Raw genomic sequence first — 17,106 nt, 5'->3', positions numbered from 1 at the left:
CAGCCCCAATCGAAACCCGAACGCTAATCAGAGCGCCGCCTTCGCCGCCTCGATCTTTTCGGCCAGCACTTCCTGGCCAAGCGCGCCGAACACAACCTCGTTGCCGACCACGTAGGACGGCGTTCCGGTGATGGCGAGCTTGGTGGCGAGATCATAGGTCTTAGAGAAGGCCTCGGTGATGCTCGGGTCCTTCATCTTTTCGCGCAGCGTCGTCTCGTCGGCGCCGAGCGACAGCGCCACCTTGATTGCCGCCGCCTCGGTGGCGCGCCCCTGGCCGCCGAGCAGCGCATTATGGAATTCGCCGTATTTCTCGGGCTTCAGCAAGTGGAAGGCCATCGAGACGACGCTCGCCTTCTGCGAATCCGGGCCGAGGATCGGGAATTCCTTGAGCACGAAGCGCAGGTCCGGATCGGCCTTGGTCAGCGCGCGCATGTCGTCGATGGCGCGTTTGCAGTAGCCGCAATTATAATCATAGAATTCGACGATAGTGACCTTGCCGTTGGGATTGCCGACAACGCCGTCAAAGGAGGAATTGAAGATCTGGTCCTTGGCGTCTTTGATGACGCCGAGACTGGCGACGCGCTGTTCTTCCTTCTGCTTGGCCTCGAGTGCCTGCTGTGCTTCCAGAAGCACTTCCGGGTTCTTCAGGAGATAGTCGCGGACGATGCCTTCGACTTCGGTGCGGTCGAGCTTGGTACCCGAGGACGCCGTCTGGGCAAGCTGCGCCGTGCCGGCCTTCGCCGTCTGCGGATTGCCGGCGACGAAGCCGAACGCCAGCATGGCGAGAGCCGCTGCCACTCCGGTAGTGCCCAGCAGAATTGCCTTGGTCATGATCCTCGATCCTCTTGCCCGTGTTCCGGTCCGCTCGCTTTGGCTGTGTCGCAGCCTGCGTCCGAAAGGTTCACTTCTTCTTACCTAATGGTGCGTAGTTTATAATGTCCTGCGCGCGAAGCCAGCCCGGCTCGCCCCGCTTCATGCTCTGCTGCGCCCGCATGGCGAAGATCTTCGCATTCTTGTAGTCGCCGGAATAGAAATGCCCTTCGGCGGTTGCAAGCTCGGCGGCCGGGATGCTCCCGAGTTCCCCGTAAGCCTGTGCCAGATAGCGGTATCCGTCGGCGTTTTCGCGATCCCGTCCGAGGCCGGTGTTGATCTGCGCCACCGCCTTCTTCAGCGAATCCTCCGTGCCGATGGCCATCAGCGCCTGGCCGTAAGAGACCGGCAGCAGCCCGGATCGCGCCGGATCGAGGCTGACCGCCTTGGCATAGGCGTCGGCAGCATCCTTCGGCCGGTTCGCCTTCATCAGGATGTCGCCGCGCAATTCCTGGAAATACGGATTTTTCGGCTGTTCCTTGATCAGCGCGTTGGTCTTGGTGAGCGCCGAAGCAAGATTGCCGAAAAGATAGGTCATCTGCGCGTCGCCATAGCGCGAGGCGAGGCTGCCGGGGTTCTTGCGCATCAATCGTGACGCCGCCGCCTGGCCTTGCATGTAGGCGGCGATCTTGATGCGCATCATATCGTGGCGCTGCTGCAGTGCCGGCGGGTCGACCTTGTCGACGTAAGGGCTCTGCTTCACCAGCACTTCGAGATTGGCGATACGCTCCTGCGGCATCGGATGGCTGATGCGATAGGGATCGACTTGCGCGCCAGAGAGCGACAATGCGTTCTGGAAACGGCCGAACGTCTTCAGCATGCCCATGCCGGACTGGCCGGTAGCATTGAGATAAGCTATCGCCGAGCGGTCGGCGGTCATCTCTTCGGTGCGCTGATAGGCTAGGATACTGCGTTGCGCCATCTCGCCGCCGCCGGCCATCACGCCCATGCCGGCCCCAGCGAGGCCGCGGCTGTTGCTGGTGGCGCCGGCAACCATGGCGCCGGCGCCAAGCAGCGTCGCCAGTATTGCCATCGTCTTGGCACGCTCGAGTTGCTCCCGCAGTTTCTGCTGATGCCCGCCGGCGATATGGCCGGCCTCGTGGGCGATGACGCCGATAATCTCGTTGGGCGTTTCGGCCGTCATCAGCGCGCCGGTATTGATGAACATGCGGCGCCCGGCAACAAAGGCGTTGAAGCTCTGATCGTTGACCAGCACGATGTTGATGGCGTCGCCCGATAGACCGGCCGCCTTGAAGATCGGCCGCGCGTAGTCGCGTACCAGCGCTTCGATCTCGGCATCGCGCACCACCGGCACATTCTGCGCAAATGCATCGACCGAGCCGGCCATGGCGACCACCGCGGCAAGCGCAAGCGTCGCGAAAGCGCGCGCTGTCCTGGCGATCGTCGATTTGGGTCGGCTCAACATGGCAGGTCCACTGGTAGACGAGTGGGCGAAGGATGAAAAGTCAGCAGCCTAAACTTACCGAACTTGTGATCCCCACACCAATCGGGCATTTGTGCGGCGCGGCCAGCATGGCCGGCACGCGCGGACAAGTGTGGTGGATTGAAAAATGGTTGTTTCGCTTTCGCGCCGCGGCGCGGTCGAACCGTTCCACGCCATGGACATCCTGGCCGAGGCGAATCGGCTGAAAGCCAACGGCCTGCCGGTCGTATCCATGGCCGTCGGCCAGCCTTCCGATCCGGCGCCGGCCGGGGTTCGCGTAGCGGCGGCCAATGCCTTGAAAGCAGGCCGCATCGGCTATACCGACGCGCTGGGCCTCGCCGGTCTGCGCAAGGCGATCGCGGCGCACTATGGCGAGCATTACGGGCTTGACGTTTCGCCCGAGCGGATAGCCGTCACCACCGGATCGTCGGCTGCCTTCAACCTTGCTTTTCTGGCGATGTTCGATCCAGGCGATCGCGTCGCCATCGCCGCCCCCGGCTATCCGGCCTATCGCAACATCATGGCCGCGCTCGGCATCGACATCGCCGAGATCGAGTTGGACGGCGCCGCCTACCTCCATGCCGAGCACCTGCAAGCCGCGCATCGCGAAAAACCTCTGAAGGGCGTGCTGTTCGCCAGCCCGGCCAACCCGACCGGCGCGGTCATTCCCGCCAGCGATCTCGAGGCGCTGGTCAAGACGGCCCAAGAGCTCGGCATCGCCGTAATCTCGGACGAAATCTATCACCGGCTGGCCTATGCGGCGCCAGACACGACCGCGCTTTCTTTCGGCGCGGATGTGACGGTGATCAATTCCTTCTCGAAATATTATTGCATGACCGGCTGGCGCATCGGCTGGATGGTGCTGCCGCAGGAACTGGTGCGGCCGGTCGAGCGCATCGCCCAGAGCCTCTATATCTCGCCGCCCGAGCTGTCCCAGATTGCCGCGATCGAGGCGTTCAAGGCGACGCCAGAGCTGGAAGCGGTGAAGGCGCGCTATGCCTGGAACCGCGAGCTCCTGATGCAACGCCTGCCGGAGCTCGGCTTTGCTTTGGCCGCGCCCATGGACGGCGCGTTCTACGCCTTCTGCGACGTCACCAGGCACACCAATGACAGCATGGCGTTTGCGCGCCGGATGCTGGCCGAGGCGCATGTGGCAGCGACGCCCGGCCGCGATTTCGATCCGCTGCAGGGCCATCGCACGATGCGCTTTTCCTACGCCGGTAGCCACGACGACATGGTCGAGGCGATGGCGCGCATCGAACGCTGGCTGAAGTAGCGGGGGCGACGATGCCGGAGCTTGAACAGGCGTCTCAACTTGAACAGGCGCCCCAGCTTGAACAGGCCTTGCGCGAGGTCGCCACCGAAATGGCGGAGCGTACCGATCGCGGCGACGTCGCCAGCTATATTCCCCAGCTCGGCGAGATCGATCCGAAAAAATTCGGCATCGCCGCGGTGACCAATGACGGCCGCGTGCTGACCGCGGGTGACGCCGACGAGGCGTTTTCAATCCAGAGCATCTCAAAGGTGTTCACGCTGACGCTGGCGCTCGGCAATGTCGGCGACGCGCTGTGGCAGCGGGTTGGGCGCGAACCTTCGGGCAATCCGTTCAACTCGATCGTCCAGCTCGAGCACGAGAACGGCATTCCGCGCAATCCATTCATCAATGCCGGCGCCATCGTGGTCTCAGACATCCTGCTTGCCGGCCATCAGCCGCGCGAGGCGATCGGCGAGATCCTGCGCTTCATCCAGTTCCTGGCCGATGACGACACGATTATCGTCGACCGCGAGGTCGCGGCGTCCGAACGCGCCACCGGCTTTCGCAATTTCGCGCTCGCCAATTACATGAAATCGTTCGGCAATCTCCACCATGCGCCGGAACTGGCGCTGGGCGTTTACTTTCACCATTGCGCTATCGCCATGAGCTGCCGGCAACTGGCCCTGGCCGGCCGCTTCCTCGCCAATGGCGGCAAGAACCCGGCGACCGGGCATTCCGTCGTCTCGGCCGAGCGCGCGCGCCGCATCGGCGCGATGATGCTGACCTGCGGCCACTATGACGGCTCCGGCGACTTCGCTTTCCGCGTCGGCATTCCCGGCAAGAGCGGCGTTGGCGGCGGCATATTGGGAATCGTGCCGGGCGTCGCCTCGCTTGCCGTCTGGTCGCCTGGCCTCAATGCCAACGGCAATTCCAGGCTGGGCTCGACCGCGCTGGAAAAACTGGCGAAGATAATGAACTGGTCGATCTTCGCACCATAGTGTCGTCGCCTGCAATTGGGGCAAAAAAATCCCGCGCAGCCGATCGGCGACGCGGGACTTTTCTAATCAGAAAGTCTGGCTAATGCACGGAAAGGCTTAGAAAAAACCCTTCCGCTGCCACCAGCCGGCACGCTTTGGCTTGTCCTCGGCCTTTGCTTCCTCGGTCTTTGCCTCGTCGGGAACGATCGAGGAGACGACCGGGACGACCGGAGCATCCACCGGTACGGGCTTGCGCCGCGACGGCCGGACCTTCGGCGTTTCCTCGGCAGCCGCCACTTCGGTCTCCGGCGACACCGGCGCGGGGGTCTCGCCGGAAGCCACGAAGGCGGCCTCGGCAGCCGATGTCTCGGCGCCCGCAATCTCGGCAACTGCTTCCGCCGCAACCTTCTTCGGCTTGGCGGCGCGGCGCGGCTTCTTCGGCTTTTCGGCGCTCGGCATGTCGTCGTTCGCCGGAGCAAGCACCGCAAGCTCTTCGGCCGGCGGGGCACCTTCCGGTTCGCCGGTCACGGGCTCTGCTTCCGACACGGCACCTTCCGTCATAGCGGCTGGCTCGCCGGCGCTGGCTTCGACGCTGTCCTCGCCGTCTTCACGGCGATTGCGCTTGCCGCCGCGCTTGCCGCGCCGGCGCTTCTTGCCGTGACCGTCGTCCGCCGCTTCCGCCGTTTCGGCAACACCGGCCGGCGCTTCACGGCCCGCTTCGGCGCCTTGGTCGCCGGCGGCTACCAACGCATCGTCTGTCGGCGCCGAAACGGAAGCACCTTCCACAGCAGCGCCATGTTCGCGGTCCCGGTGGTCACGATCCCCGTGTTCACGATCCCCGTGTTCACGATCCTTGCCGCCCCGCCGTCTGCGGCGCTTGCGGCGCTTGCGATCGCGGCCTTCGCCGTCCTCGCCGGACCTTGGCTGCTGCGGCTGCTGCGCAAGGCGTGGCTGCTCGGCCTGCACCGGTGCCTCGTCTTCCTCCTCGATGACGATCTCGTCCTCGGGTTCTTCCGGCTCGACATAGGCCGGGAAGGTGCGCGCCTCGACGAAGCCTTCCGGCTTTTCGGCCAGCGCACCGCGGAAGATGGCATAGTGTTGTGCACCGACCGTATCATCGGCTTCGATGGTGATGGTGACACCGAAGCGGTGCTCGAATTCCACCAGCGTGCCGCGCTTGTGATTGAGCACATAGAGTGCGGTCGCTGCCGGCGTCCGCACCGTGATGTGGCTGCGCGAATCCTTGAGCAGGAATTCCTCGATTGCCCGCACCACCATCAGCGCGACCGACGAATCGGAGCGCACATGGCCGGTGCCGCCGCAATGCGGGCAAGGCTTCATCGTCGATTCCAGCACGCTGGCACGGATGCGCTGGCGCGACATCTCCATCAGGCCGAAATGCGAGATGCGGCCGACCTGGATGCGGGCACGATCGTTCTTGAGGTGATCCTTCAGCCGCTTCTCGACGGAGCGGTTGTTGCGGTTCTCCTCCATGTCGATGAAGTCGATGACGATGAGGCCGGCGAGATCGCGCAGCCTCAATTGCCGGGCGACTTCCTCGGCAGCTTCCAGATTGGTGTGAAGTGCGGTGTCCTCGATCGAGTGCTCCTTGGTGGAACGGCCCGAATTGACGTCGATGGCGACCAGCGCTTCCGTCTGGTTGATGATGATGTAGCCGCCGCTCTTCAGCGTCACCTGCGGCTGCAGCATGCGGTCGAGCTGCGCTTCGATGCCGTTGCGCACAAAGATCGGCGTCGTGTCGCGGAACGGCTGAACCACCTTGGCGTGGCTCGGCATCAGCATGCGCATGAAGTCCTTGGCCTCGCGGTAGCCTTCTTCGCCGGAAACCAGGATCTCGTCGATATCCTTGTTGTAAAGGTCGCGCACCGAGCGCTTGATCAGGCTGCCTTCCTCGTAAACCAGGGCAGGGGCCGTGGATTGCAGCGTCAGATTGCGGACGTTTTCCCAAAGCCGCATCAAATATTCGTAGTCGCGCTTGATCTCTGCCTTGGTGCGGCTTTCGCCGGCCGTACGCAGGATGACACCCATGCCCTGCGGCACTTCGAGATCGGCGACCACTTCCTTCAGCCGCTTGCGGTCCTGCGCATTGGTGATCTTGCGCGAAATGCCGCCGCCGCGCGCCGTGTTCGGCATCAGCACCGAATAGCGGCCGGCCAGCGACAGATAGGTGGTCAGCGCCGCGCCCTTGTTGCCGCGCTCTTCCTTGACGACCTGCACCAGCAGGATCTGCCGGCGCTTGATCACTTCCTGGATCTTGTACTGGCGGCGCACCGGCTTGCGGCGGTTGCGCACTTCTTCCAGCGCGTCTTCGGCGCCGACCGATTCGACCTCGTGATCGTCCGAATGCGAGGATTGCACCTCTTCCAGCATGCCGCGATCATTGTCTTCGGAGGTTGCCTCGCCGCTTGTCTCGGCCCCGCCCGTCTCGGCTTCGCTTGTCTCGACTTGCGGGACGGCTTCCGAGATTACGTCGGCATCGACGCTGGCAGCGATGGAACTGGAACCGCCTTCGGACGGCTCGGTCTCGCCGCGATCAGCGACTTCATCGCTCTGTCCGGCTGCACCCTCGCTCTGTCCAGCAACGTCGGACATGATTTCGTTGTCGGTGGCGGCATCCAGCTTTTCTGCGACGGCACCTTCGCCGTTCTCGCCGTCGGACGCGCCTGCCTCGTGCCTGTGCTCGCCGCGGTCACGGCTCTTGCCGCCGCGCCGGCGTCCGCGCTTGCCACGGTCGCGGCTCTGGCGGTCCTCGCCTTCGGCGGCTTCCTCGTCCTCTTCGTCCTGGGCTTCCTGTGCTTCCGCACGCAGCAGCGCCTGACGGTCGGCGACCGGAATCTGGTAGTAGTCGGGATGTATTTCACTGAAGGCGAGGAAACCGTGACGGTTGCCGCCATATTCGACAAAGGCTGCCTGCAGGGAAGGTTCGACGCGCGTTACGCGGGCGAGATAGATATTTCCTTTGAGCTGCTTCTTGTCCTGGGATTCAAAGTCGAATTCTTCAATTCGGTTACCGCGAACGACGACAACGCGTGTTTCCTCCGGGTGGGAGGCGTCTATCAGCATTTTGTTGGGCATTATTTCGTTTCCTCCCGGCAGCCGTCTGCCGCAGCTTGCGGGGCAATGCCCGCTGCCGTGGACCTGGAACATGAGTGCCGGACAATTGAACGTCCGCCGGCCGCTGCCTGAGCGCCATGGCGGTGCCGCCCGCAGCCGTAGTGGCGCGGTTTGTTGCGGACCTTTCCATGATTGCGCTTGAAGCCATCGTCACCAGCAGAACCTTTTGAACCAAAGCCCGGGAAAAACCGGACCAGCTTGTTTGCTCATACAGAGCCGGCACGGGACAATCCCGGCCGTTTTGCTCACGCAGGCGATTCCCCCGCCACGGGAGCACGCCTGCGAAAATCGTCGCGATCACCGATGCCTTCTTCGCCTGAAGCGAAAGGAGCCGTCTTGCGTCTGACCTGTAGCAGGAAGCTGCGGAGGAGGACGGTTCCAGGATTGCAGTGATCCACCATCGCTTTTATGATTTGGCGGGTTGGAAGGCAACCCCGATTCCCGATGCCGGCAAAAAGCCGTTCCGCAGCGGAAGCACAGGTCCCAAGCCTTCCATGAAAAGGCTTGGTTAACCTTCTCTGGATACCAATCGTTAATCGAGTTCGCGGCCTGCCGGCACTTTGACAAGCAACAGGGCACTTCGACAAGCGGTCGGGCATGACGCCAAAACGGGAGCGACTGGTAGAAAGATGGGACTGGCAAGCTTCGCAGACAAGGGCCGTCATCATGGAGGCTGGTTCTTCCGCACCGCCTGCCTGCTGTCGCTGATCCTGGCTTGCCTGGTCTTTTCGCCGCTTTCGCGTGCTGCCGACGCACCGCTTGCTGCCACAAGCTACAAGATGGCCGGCGATGCCACCAAGATGCGCATCGTCATCAATTTCGACCGCGAGCCCGACATCAAATGGTTCCTGCTGCGCGGCCCCGATCGCCTGGTCATCGATCTGCCGGCCACGAGATTCGCCCTCAATGCCAAGGACGTAAAGCCGCGCGGGCTTGTCCGCGCCGTGCGTTACGGCGAGCTCGGCGAGGGGAAATCGCGGCTGATTCTCACCGGCAAGGGACCGTTCGCCGTCGACAATCTCGACGTGCTCAAGAACGGTGACGGCAACGGCTACCGCATCGCCATCGACATGTCGGCAGCGTCGCAGCGAGAATTCGACGCAGCGCTCGCCAATCAGGCGCTGACGACCGGCTCGACGGTCTCCGCCGACAAGGCCGGCAGGGTCGGTACCGGGCCGGTCTCCAATCCGGGCCATCGTTTCACCGTCGTCGTCGATCCCGGCCATGGCGGCATCGACGGCGGTGCCGAGGGCCTGAACGGTACGGTCGAAAAGAACGTGACGCTCGCCTTTGCCATGGAACTGCGCGACAAGCTCGCCGCCAGCGGCAAATACGACGTGTTCCTGACGCGCGAAACGGACGAGTTCCTGCGGCTCGACGACCGCGTGCGCATTGCCCGCCAGCATGAGGCCGACCTGCTCATCTCGATCCATGCGGACACGATCAGCCTCAAGGGCATTCGCGGTGCAACCGTCTACACCGTGTCCGACAAGGCTTCCGATCCCGAGGCGCAGGCGCTTGCCGACCGTGAAAATCTTTCCGACCAGTTCGCCGGCATGGAGATCAAGGACGACAGCAAGGAAGTGACCGATATCCTGATCGACCTGATCCGCCGCGAGACGCATAATTTTTCGATGAGCTTCGCCCATACTCTCGTCGGCCAGCTTTCCACCAGCGTCGGTCTGATCAACAACCCGCAGCGTTCTGCCGGCTTCAAGGTGCTGAAGGCGCCGGACGTTCCATCCGTGCTGGTCGAACTCGGCTATCTGTCGAACGCCAAGGACGAAGCGCAGTTGCTCAGCGCCGATTGGCGCAACAAGGCGACCCAGAGCATAACCAATGCCGTTGCCCTGTTTGCTTCGGCCAGAAGCGGAACGGGGGCCGGAGGCTGAAATGCCCACCGGCGCCCACAACCTGAAGCAGCGTTGCACGGCGACAACACCCTGTGCTTTTATTTCCGGCATTCGAAACCGAAATCCCGCGCCGCCGTATTTTGCCCACATGGTCGCGACATGGATTTTGCGATTACGGTTTGGGATCGTCCCGAAAGCTTGCGTGAAGGGCGGCTTCGTTTAGGAAATTCCCGAACCAAGGACTGGAGCGGGTATGATTCGTCTCATTGGCTATTTCTTCGGCATCGGCACGACGCTGGCCCTTTTGGTCGCGGCGGGCGTGGCGATCTATATCGGCCATTTGTCGAAGGACCTGCCCGATTATGAGGTGCTGGCCAAATACGAGCCGCCGGTGACGACCCGCATCCACGCGTCGGATGGCGCGCTGATGGCCGAATATGCGCGTGAGCGGCGGCTTTATCTGCCGATTCAGGCGATCCCGGATCGTGTCAAGGCGGCCTTCCTGTCGGCCGAGGACAAGAATTTTTACAATCACCCCGGCATCGACGTGACCGGCCTTGGCCGCGCCATTGTCGTCAACCTGCAGAATGTTGGCTCGGGAAAGCGCCAGGTCGGCGCCTCGACGATTACCCAGCAGGTGGCAAAAAACTTCCTGTTGTCTTCGGATCAGACCTACGAGCGTAAGATCAAGGAGATGATCCTCGCCTTCCGCATCGAGCAGGCCTATTCGAAGGATCGCATTCTCGAGCTCTATCTCAACGAGATTTTCTTCGGCTTCGGCGCCTATGGCGTCGCCGGTGCTGCACTCACCTATTTCGACAAATCGGTGAATGAGCTCACCGTTGCCGAAGCCGCCTATCTCGCCTCCCTGCCAAAGGGGCCGAACAACTACCATCCCTTCAAGCATGCCGATCGCGCCTTGGAGCGCCGCAACTGGGTCATCGACCAGATGGTCGAGAACGGCTACGTCACGCATGAAGAAGGCGAGAAGGCCAAGGCCGAGCCGCTCGGCGTCACGCCGCGCCGCACCGGCAACTATCTCTTCGCCGGGGAGTATTTCACCGAGGAAGTGCGTCGCCAGATCATCGCGCGCTATGGCGAGAATGCGCTCTACGAAGGCGGCCTTTCCGTCCGCACGACGCTCGATCCGAAGATGCAGCTGATTGCCCGCAAGGCCATGCAGAACGGTCTCATGAAGTTCGACACGTTGCGCGGCTACCGCGGGCCGGTCACGAGCATCGACATTTCCGGCGACTGGGGCGTGCCGCTCGGCAACGTCAAGCGATTGGAGGACGTGCCGGAATGGTCGCTCGCCGTCGTGCTCGACAGCTCTGCCACCGGCCTGTCCATCGGCCTGCAGCCGACGCGCCAGATCTCCGGTGAAATCGTCAAGGACCGCGTCGAAGGCACCGTCAGCAAGGAAGACATGAGCTTCGCCATGCGCCACGTCGTCGATGGCAGGACCGTCAAGGCGAAGTCGCCGGCCGACGTGCTGAAGCCGGGCGACGTGATTTTCGTGCAGAAGAACGAGGGCTCGGACAACAGCTACAGCTTGCGCCAGGTTCCCGAAGTGGAAGGCGGCCTGATCGCCATGGATCCGCATACCGGACGCGTCCTGGCCATGGTCGGCGGTTTCTCCTACGCGCAGTCGGAGTTCAACCGGGCGACGCAGGCCATGCGCCAGCCCGGATCGTCGTTCAAGCCGATCGTCTATTCGGCCGCCCTCGACAATGGCTATACGCCCGCCTCCGTGATCATGGACGGGCCGATCACCATCCAGAGCGGCAACACGACCTGGACGCCCAAGAATTACGACGGAACGGTTGCCGGCCCGGCGACCTTGCGCTCCGGTATCGAGAAATCGCGCAATCTGATGACGGTGCGGCTTGCCAACGACATGGGCATGAAGCTGGTCGTGGAGTATGCCGAGCGTTTCGGCGTCTACGACCATCTGGCGCCGTATCTGCCGATGGCGCTGGGATCAGGCGAGACGACGGTGATGCGCATGGTGTCGGCCTATTCGATCATGGCCAATGGCGGCAAGTCGATCAAGCCGTCGCTGATCGACCGCATCCAGGACCGCTACGGCAAGACCGTCTTTAGGCAGGACGAACGCGGATGCTCGAACTGCAACGCCGCCGAGTGGCAGAACCAGCCAGAGCCGGAGCTGGTCGACAATTCCGAGCAGGTGCTCGATCCGATGACCGCCTACCAGATCACATCGATGATGGAGGGCGTCGTGCAACGCGGCACCGGCGCCACCATCAACGAGCTCGGCCGTCACATCGCCGGCAAGACCGGAACGACCAACGACGAAAAGGATGCCTGGTTCATCGGCTATACGCCGAACCTCGTTGTCGGCCTTTATATGGGCTACGATCAGCCGAAAGGCCTTGGCAAGGGCGCGACCGGCGGCGGCCTTGCCGCGCCGATCTTCAAGGATTTCATGCGCGTGGCGCTGGACGGCACGCCCAATGTCGACTTCAAGGTTCCGGAAGGCATGAAGCTGATTGCGATCAATCGCAAGACCGGCATGCGAGCCAACGCGGGCGACGCCGGAACCATCATCGAAGCCTTCAAGCCGGGTACCGGTCCCGCCGACAGTTATTGGGTGATCGGCATGGGTGCGGACGGCTCCAACGCCACCGGCGGGGCGCTGTCGCCGCAGGCCAACCAGGCCATCCAGTCGGGCGGCGGCGGGCTCTACTGACAATCGCTGCATCGGGTCGGGCCGGCTTGACGATGATGGTCGAGCCGGTCCATTCCGCTTTACAGGGGCCGGTACATTACAGGGCCGGCGCTTTACAGGAGACCGTGCCGTCCCTATGTATCGCGCCACCAAACCGCCATCCAGCAACAGGACAGAACAGCCAGCCATGCGCGCGGAAACGCAAAACATTGTCGACGAGATCAGGCAGGCAATCACCCTGCTGAGGAGGCATCTTTGACTGGGACCAAGCCATAAAGCGGCTTGAGTACCTGAACGTCCGTGCCGAGGATTCGAGCCTCTGGAACGAGCCGCTGGAAGCGCAAAAGCTGATGCGCGAGCGTCAGGGCCTCGAGGAAGGCATTGCCGCGGTCAAAGGCCTCACCCAGGCCCTGGAAGACAATATCGGCCTCATCGAGCTTGGCGAGGAAGAGGGCGACGAGGGCGTCATCGCGGAGGCCGAAGCGGCGATCCGCTCGATGCGCGGCGAGGCCAAGGCGCGCCAGATCGAAACGCTGCTGTCGGGCGAGGCTGACGCCAACGATAGCTATTTGGAAGTCCATGCCGGCGCCGGCGGCACCGAAAGCCAGGACTGGGCCTCGATGCTTCTGCGCATGTATACGCGCTGGGCCGAGCGCCGGCGCTTCAAGGTCGAGGTGCTTGAAGTGCATGACGGCGAGGAAGCCGGCATCAAGTCCGCCACGCTGCTGATCAAGGGCCACAACGCCTATGGCTGGCTGAAGACGGAGTCGGGCGTGCATCGTCTCGTGCGGATTTCACCCTATGACAGCAATGCGCGCCGCCACACCTCCTTCGCCAGCGTCTGGGTCTATCCCGTCATCGACGATACGATCGACATCGACGTTTCCGAATCCGACGTCCGTATCGACACCTATCGGTCGTCGGGATCGGGCGGCCAGCACGTCAACACCACCGATTCGGCGGTGCGCATAACCCATCTCGCCACCGGCATCGCGGTTGCCTGCCAGGCCGAGCGCTCCCAGCACAAGAACAAGGCCAAGGCCTGGGAAATGCTGCGCTCGCGGCTTTACGAGGAAGAGCTGAAGAAGCGCGAAGCGGTGGCGAACGCCACCGAAGCGTCGAAGAGCGATATTGGCTGGGGCCACCAGATACGGTCCTACGTGCTGCAGCCCTATCAGCTGGTGAAAGATCTGCGCACCGGCGTCGAGAGCACCAGCCCGTCGAGCGTGCTCGACGGCGACCTCGACGATTTCATGGAAGCCTCGCTGTCGCAGCGGATCGAGGGTGGCGCCGGCGAAACGGTGGCCGATATCGACTGAGGCCGCCGGGCACCAATCCGGCAGGAATATGGGTTCATCACGCGAGCGTTACGGCCATCGCGCGAGAGTGACGAGCTCTCAATTCGCACTTACCTGTCGTTCTACAACTTTGTTTTTCATCGGATTCTTCAAAATCGATTTCCGCTTTTGACGCGGATGTCTCGGGCCGCCGGTGCCAAGCCTGGAACCAGCGCGAGCCAAATCCCGTTATTGGCGATCCCGTTGCCGGGCTTGACCAGGTTTCGTCAATCAGGGCGGCAGGTTGGTTCCGACTGCAGAGGTCGGCGTCCGGTTGCGACAGCAATTGCTTGCGCCAACCAAGGAATCAGCCCAGCATTCATGCGCTGGGGAGGAAAAAAGCATTTATGGCCGGACGCGGCGTATCTGCGACCTGACGATCCGGCCACTGGGAAGACACGTTCCGGGAACGGGCAAGCGAGATGCTTGACAACCGTTGATAGGAACTGCGCTCATGCCTGCTCTCACAACCAGACCGGCCTCAGTCGCCCGCACGGCGCGCCGACTCCTGAATTCACTTGTCGCGGCAGTGGTTTTGATTGCTGCCGCCATTCCATTTGCGGCGCCTGCTCTGGCGCATGATGCCAAACCGACCGCGGCCATGCCGCAAGGCTGGAGCTATCCGTTCTCTTGCTGCTCGGGCTATGATTGCCGCGAGGTCTCTCAGACATCGATCAGCGAACGTCCGGAGGGCTATGTCATCAAAGGAACCGGGGAGGTCGTGGCCTATAGCGACAAGCGGATCAAGAATTCGCCCGACGGCGAATATCATTGGTGCTCCGTTGCCGGTGCCAATGACGGAAAGACCATCTGCCTGTTCGTGCCGCCATCGTCCTATTAGCGCATGACGCCCAAAGCTTGCCGACGGGGTGACCCGAGGGTGTGCGGCGGCGTTGGCTCGATGAGCCTTCGATCGGCACTCTAGCACTGTTAACCTGTGCATCGCAGGCTCACAGGCCTGCTGACTGGCAGTTGTCAGGAGCGTTTCTTTATGCTGCCTTTGCCGTACGGCGGCATTGTGAGGGACCAATTCATGACCATCAAGGCAAGCTGCCACTGCAAGGCGACGACGTTCGAGGTTTCGCAAGCGCCGCAGACGGTGACGCGATGCACCTGTTCCTTCTGTTCGAAACGCGGTTCGTTGTGGGCCTATTACACCCCATCGCAATTCAGACTCACCAGCCCGCCGGAGAATGTTTCGTTCTACCAGTGGGGATCGAAAACCATAAAACACGGTTTTTGCGCCACCTGCGGCTGTGGCACCTTCACCGAGACGCCGGACTGGTCGACAGGCGAGCCGAATTTCGACAATCCCAAGATCAGCGTGAACTCGCGGCTGTTCGACGATTTCGATCTCGACACGGTCGAAGTGGTGGTCATCGACGGCAAGAATCTCTGGTAGCCGGTCGAATTGCGGTGGTCGCACGAGCCGCCGCAGGCGTGTGGAATTGGGCCGGGAAAAGCCGCGGCAACGGCTTTTGCTGGTCCGCTTTTCGCCGCATTTCATGTTACAAGTCGCTGGAAGGGCTGATGCGGTGCGCCGTTGCGCGGCCGTGGAATGGAGAGGGACCACCATATGAAAAAGATTGTGCTCGCCGTCGTGGCGACGGCTGTGCTCGTGAGCGCATGCACCACCGATCCCTACACCGGGGAACAGAAGGTTTCCAACACCGCTGCCGGCGCCGGTCTCGGTGCTTTGGCGGGTGCCGGGCTCGGCATGCTAGCCGGCGGTAACGACCGCCGCAACGCGCTGATCGGCGCGGGCATCGGCGCGCTTGCCGGCGGTGCCATCGGTGCCACCATGGACCAGAACGAGGCCGAACTGCGCCGACAGCTTCAGGGCACCGGCGTCAGCGTCACACGCACCGGCGACCAGATCATCCTCAATATGCCGTCCGACATTACCTTCAACGTCGACCAGGACGCGGTGAAGGCCGGTTTCTATCCGGTGCTGAATTCAGTGGCCCTTGTGCTGAAAAAGTTCCGCCAGACCACGGTCGACGTGTTCGGCCACACCGACTCGACCGGCAGCGACGAGCACAATTTCGACCTGTCGCAGCGCCGTGCTTTGGCGGTCGCCAACTATCTGTCCGGACAGGGCGTCGATTCCCGCCGCTTCGCCGTCACCGGCTTCGGCAAGACGCGTCCGATCGCCTCCAACGCGACCGCTGCCGGCCGGGCTCAGAACCGCCGCGTCGAGATCCAGCTGTCGCCGCTTACCTGAGGCAAGCGCACAAACCTAGAGCGGCCTCGCAAGGGGCCGCTCTAATGGCTATGCCGGCCCTATGGCCGCCGGCACCCTTCATTCGTGATGTCAGGACCGGGCCGGTTGATCGACAATCGCGGCAACGATCCGGCGCACGATCGGAAGCACAATCAGCAGACTGGGAAACGCGACAAGCCATGAAGCGCCCCATGCATAGCTCCAGGCCGCTATAAACCCGTTCGTCCAGCCTGCGCCGATTGCCGTCGAAACCGCCGAGACAATCGACGACATCAGAATCGAAAGAACCAACGGCATCACCACCGCGCCGTAGGAGGGCGGCAGCTTTCTCAATTTGAAGGCTTGGTCCGGTGATGCTTGCATCGAAGTCTCCTAATCAGAAAATATGCGTAGGCGTTATTGTGAGGACGATCAGGCGGCATATGCCGTCTGCAGCGCCAATTCTCGAATGAAGCTTCGCAGCGAACGCGGCTCGCGGCCAAGCACGGCACGCAACGTCAGGCTGTTCCCGCCGAGGCCGTATTTGGCGTAGTAGCTGTGTACTTTGGCCAGCATCTGCAACTGCCGGTCGGTATAGGGAAGGCGGGCCTTCGCCGCCCAGTCCTGAAATGTCGGCTCGCCCGCCGAAACCGGCCGGCCAAGCTCTTCGCTCATCATGGCGACGACCTCTTCGCGGCTGTGCATACCGTCGGCGCACAGCTCGAGGGTCGCATAGGACAAACGCGCTTCGGTCAGTGCGATCGCTGCCACTTCAGCGACATCGCGGTAGTCGACGCGGGCGAGCTTCGCCGTCTTTGGAAACGGCTCGGCGAAAACGCCATGCTCGACGACAGAGGGCCAGGCCGCCGCGATATTCTGCATGAAATTGGCCGGGTGCAGAACGGTGTATTCCATGTTCGTCGAATAGAGGGCAGCTTCGACGGGTACCTTGCTTGCATGGTTTTCCAGCCTCGTGTTGGTGGGCTGGATCACCGACGAAAAAACGAATTTCCGAACGCCTGCTCGCGCCGCCGCCTCAACCATGGCAACCCCCATGGCGGCTTCGTCGGGAGCAAAGGCCGGTCCGATGTGAAAGACACCGTCGACACCTTTCACGGCCTGCTCAAGGCTCTGATGGTTGCGCAGATCTCCGATCGCGATCTCGGATGCGCCGGCTTTCCGGGCTTTTTCGGCACTCGCGGCGTCACGAACAAGCGCCCGAATCCTGGCATTGCGGCCGACGAGTTCAGGCACTACCAAACCGGCAACGCGGCCTGCGGCGCCTACGACCAGGATGGTTGGACTGGACGTTCGCATGACGATCTCCTTCCCTCGAGTCTGCC

General features: G+C 62.6%; 13 protein-coding genes. 8 read left to right on the top strand and 5 right to left on the bottom strand.

Annotated features, from left to right (window positions below; all coding sequences use genetic code 11):
- Positions 1-27: 27 nt before the first annotated feature.
- Both NKJ13_RS17885 and NKJ13_RS17880 read right to left on the bottom strand, forming a co-directional pair.
- Positions 28-831 (bottom strand): DsbA family protein, encoded by an 804-nt coding sequence (locus NKJ13_RS17885; protein ID WP_352705055.1) that lies wholly within the window; start codon positions 829-831, stop codon positions 28-30.
- Between the two features lie 70 nt (positions 832-901).
- Entirely contained in the window at positions 902-2,296 is a 1,395-nt protein-coding gene (locus NKJ13_RS17880) for a M48 family metalloprotease (protein WP_352739738.1), read from the bottom strand.
- 145 nt (positions 2,297-2,441) lie between these two features.
- Here NKJ13_RS17880 and NKJ13_RS17875 point away from each other — a divergent pair, with 145 nt between their 5' ends.
- Both NKJ13_RS17875 and NKJ13_RS17870 read left to right on the top strand, forming a co-directional pair.
- Positions 2,442-3,590: a pyridoxal phosphate-dependent aminotransferase gene (locus tag NKJ13_RS17875; RefSeq protein WP_352739740.1), complete on the top strand. Its 1,149-nt coding sequence runs from the start codon at positions 2,442-2,444 to the stop codon at positions 3,588-3,590.
- 11 nt (positions 3,591-3,601) lie between these two features.
- On the top strand, positions 3,602-4,567 hold the full coding sequence (locus NKJ13_RS17870; protein ID WP_352739742.1) for a glutaminase: 966 nt from the start codon (positions 3,602-3,604) through the stop codon (positions 4,565-4,567).
- Positions 4,568-4,663: 96 nt separating this feature from the next.
- Here NKJ13_RS17870 and NKJ13_RS17865 read toward each other — a convergent pair whose 3' ends face one another.
- Positions 4,664-7,642, bottom strand: coding sequence for an Rne/Rng family ribonuclease (locus NKJ13_RS17865; protein ID WP_352739744.1), 2,979 nt, complete (start codon positions 7,640-7,642; stop codon positions 4,664-4,666).
- Between the two features lie 668 nt (positions 7,643-8,310).
- On the opposite strand from NKJ13_RS17865, the gene NKJ13_RS17860 reads away from it, so the two are divergent.
- From NKJ13_RS17860 to NKJ13_RS17835, 6 genes are all read left to right on the top strand, one after another.
- On the top strand, positions 8,311-9,573 hold the full coding sequence (locus NKJ13_RS17860) for an N-acetylmuramoyl-L-alanine amidase (protein WP_352508563.1): 1,263 nt from the start codon (positions 8,311-8,313) through the stop codon (positions 9,571-9,573).
- 214 nt (positions 9,574-9,787) lie between these two features.
- Positions 9,788-12,244, top strand: a complete 2,457-nt coding sequence (locus NKJ13_RS17855; RefSeq protein WP_352508562.1) for a penicillin-binding protein 1A — start codon at positions 9,788-9,790, stop codon at positions 12,242-12,244.
- Between the two features lie 166 nt (positions 12,245-12,410).
- Positions 12,411-13,542, top strand: a protein-coding gene (gene prfB / locus NKJ13_RS17850; RefSeq protein ID WP_352451084.1) for a peptide chain release factor 2 whose coding sequence is annotated in 2 segments (ribosomal slippage) — positions 12,411-12,476 and positions 12,478-13,542 — 1,131 coding nt in all. Because the reading frame shifts where the segments join, the coding sequence is not laid out codon by codon here.
- Between the two features lie 472 nt (positions 13,543-14,014).
- The gene (locus NKJ13_RS17845) at positions 14,015-14,401 is read left to right on the top strand and encodes a hypothetical protein (RefSeq protein ID WP_352508561.1); all 387 of its coding nucleotides are present in this window, start codon (positions 14,015-14,017) and stop codon (positions 14,399-14,401) included.
- Between the two features lie 192 nt (positions 14,402-14,593).
- Positions 14,594-14,962 (top strand): GFA family protein, encoded by a 369-nt coding sequence (locus tag NKJ13_RS17840; protein ID WP_352739745.1) that lies wholly within the window; start codon positions 14,594-14,596, stop codon positions 14,960-14,962.
- A 174-nt stretch (positions 14,963-15,136) separates the two neighbouring features.
- On the top strand, positions 15,137-15,784 hold the full coding sequence (locus tag NKJ13_RS17835; RefSeq protein ID WP_254817106.1) for a YiaD family glycine zipper/OmpA-like lipoprotein: 648 nt from the start codon (positions 15,137-15,139) through the stop codon (positions 15,782-15,784).
- Positions 15,785-15,874: 90 nt separating this feature from the next.
- Here the strand turns inward: NKJ13_RS17835 and NKJ13_RS17830 are convergent, their stop codons facing one another.
- Both NKJ13_RS17830 and NKJ13_RS17825 read right to left on the bottom strand, forming a co-directional pair.
- Positions 15,875-16,147, bottom strand: coding sequence for a DUF2798 domain-containing protein (locus NKJ13_RS17830; RefSeq protein WP_254817107.1), 273 nt, complete (start codon positions 16,145-16,147; stop codon positions 15,875-15,877).
- Between the two features lie 48 nt (positions 16,148-16,195).
- The gene (locus NKJ13_RS17825; protein ID WP_352777934.1) at positions 16,196-17,080 is read right to left on the bottom strand and encodes an NmrA/HSCARG family protein; all 885 of its coding nucleotides are present in this window, start codon (positions 17,078-17,080) and stop codon (positions 16,196-16,198) included.
- Positions 17,081-17,106 lie beyond the last annotated feature (26 nt).

It is taken from the genome of Mesorhizobium sp. M0174, assembly GCF_040322275.1.
In the GTDB taxonomy this organism is placed as follows: domain Bacteria; phylum Pseudomonadota; class Alphaproteobacteria; order Rhizobiales; family Rhizobiaceae; genus Mesorhizobium.
The sequence above is the reverse complement of the archived record's forward strand: the minus strand, read 5'-3'. Positions and strand labels throughout refer to the sequence as shown.

Bases quoted from the DNA above. Each gene is read 5' to 3' on its own strand.
- NKJ13_RS17885 (WP_352705055.1), bottom strand. From the start codon at position 831: ATGACCAAGGCAATTCTGCTGGGCACTACCGGAGTGGCAGCGGCTCTC.
- NKJ13_RS17880 (WP_352739738.1), bottom strand. From the start codon at position 2,296: ATGTTGAGCCGACCCAAATCGACGATCGCCAGGACAGCGCGCGCTTTC.
- NKJ13_RS17875 (WP_352739740.1), top strand. From the start codon at position 2,442: ATGGTTGTTTCGCTTTCGCGCCGCGGCGCGGTCGAACCGTTCCACGCC.
- NKJ13_RS17870 (WP_352739742.1), top strand. From the start codon at position 3,602: ATGCCGGAGCTTGAACAGGCGTCTCAACTTGAACAGGCGCCCCAGCTT.
- NKJ13_RS17865 (WP_352739744.1), bottom strand. From the start codon at position 7,642: ATGCCCAACAAAATGCTGATAGACGCCTCCCACCCGGAGGAAACACGC.
- NKJ13_RS17860 (WP_352508563.1), top strand. From the start codon at position 8,311: ATGGGACTGGCAAGCTTCGCAGACAAGGGCCGTCATCATGGAGGCTGG.
- NKJ13_RS17855 (WP_352508562.1), top strand. From the start codon at position 9,788: ATGATTCGTCTCATTGGCTATTTCTTCGGCATCGGCACGACGCTGGCC.
- NKJ13_RS17845 (WP_352508561.1), top strand. From the start codon at position 14,015: ATGCCTGCTCTCACAACCAGACCGGCCTCAGTCGCCCGCACGGCGCGC.
- NKJ13_RS17840 (WP_352739745.1), top strand. From the start codon at position 14,594: ATGACCATCAAGGCAAGCTGCCACTGCAAGGCGACGACGTTCGAGGTT.
- NKJ13_RS17835 (WP_254817106.1), top strand. From the start codon at position 15,137: ATGAAAAAGATTGTGCTCGCCGTCGTGGCGACGGCTGTGCTCGTGAGC.
- NKJ13_RS17830 (WP_254817107.1), bottom strand. From the start codon at position 16,147: ATGCAAGCATCACCGGACCAAGCCTTCAAATTGAGAAAGCTGCCGCCC.
- NKJ13_RS17825 (WP_352777934.1), bottom strand. From the start codon at position 17,080: ATGCGAACGTCCAGTCCAACCATCCTGGTCGTAGGCGCCGCAGGCCGC.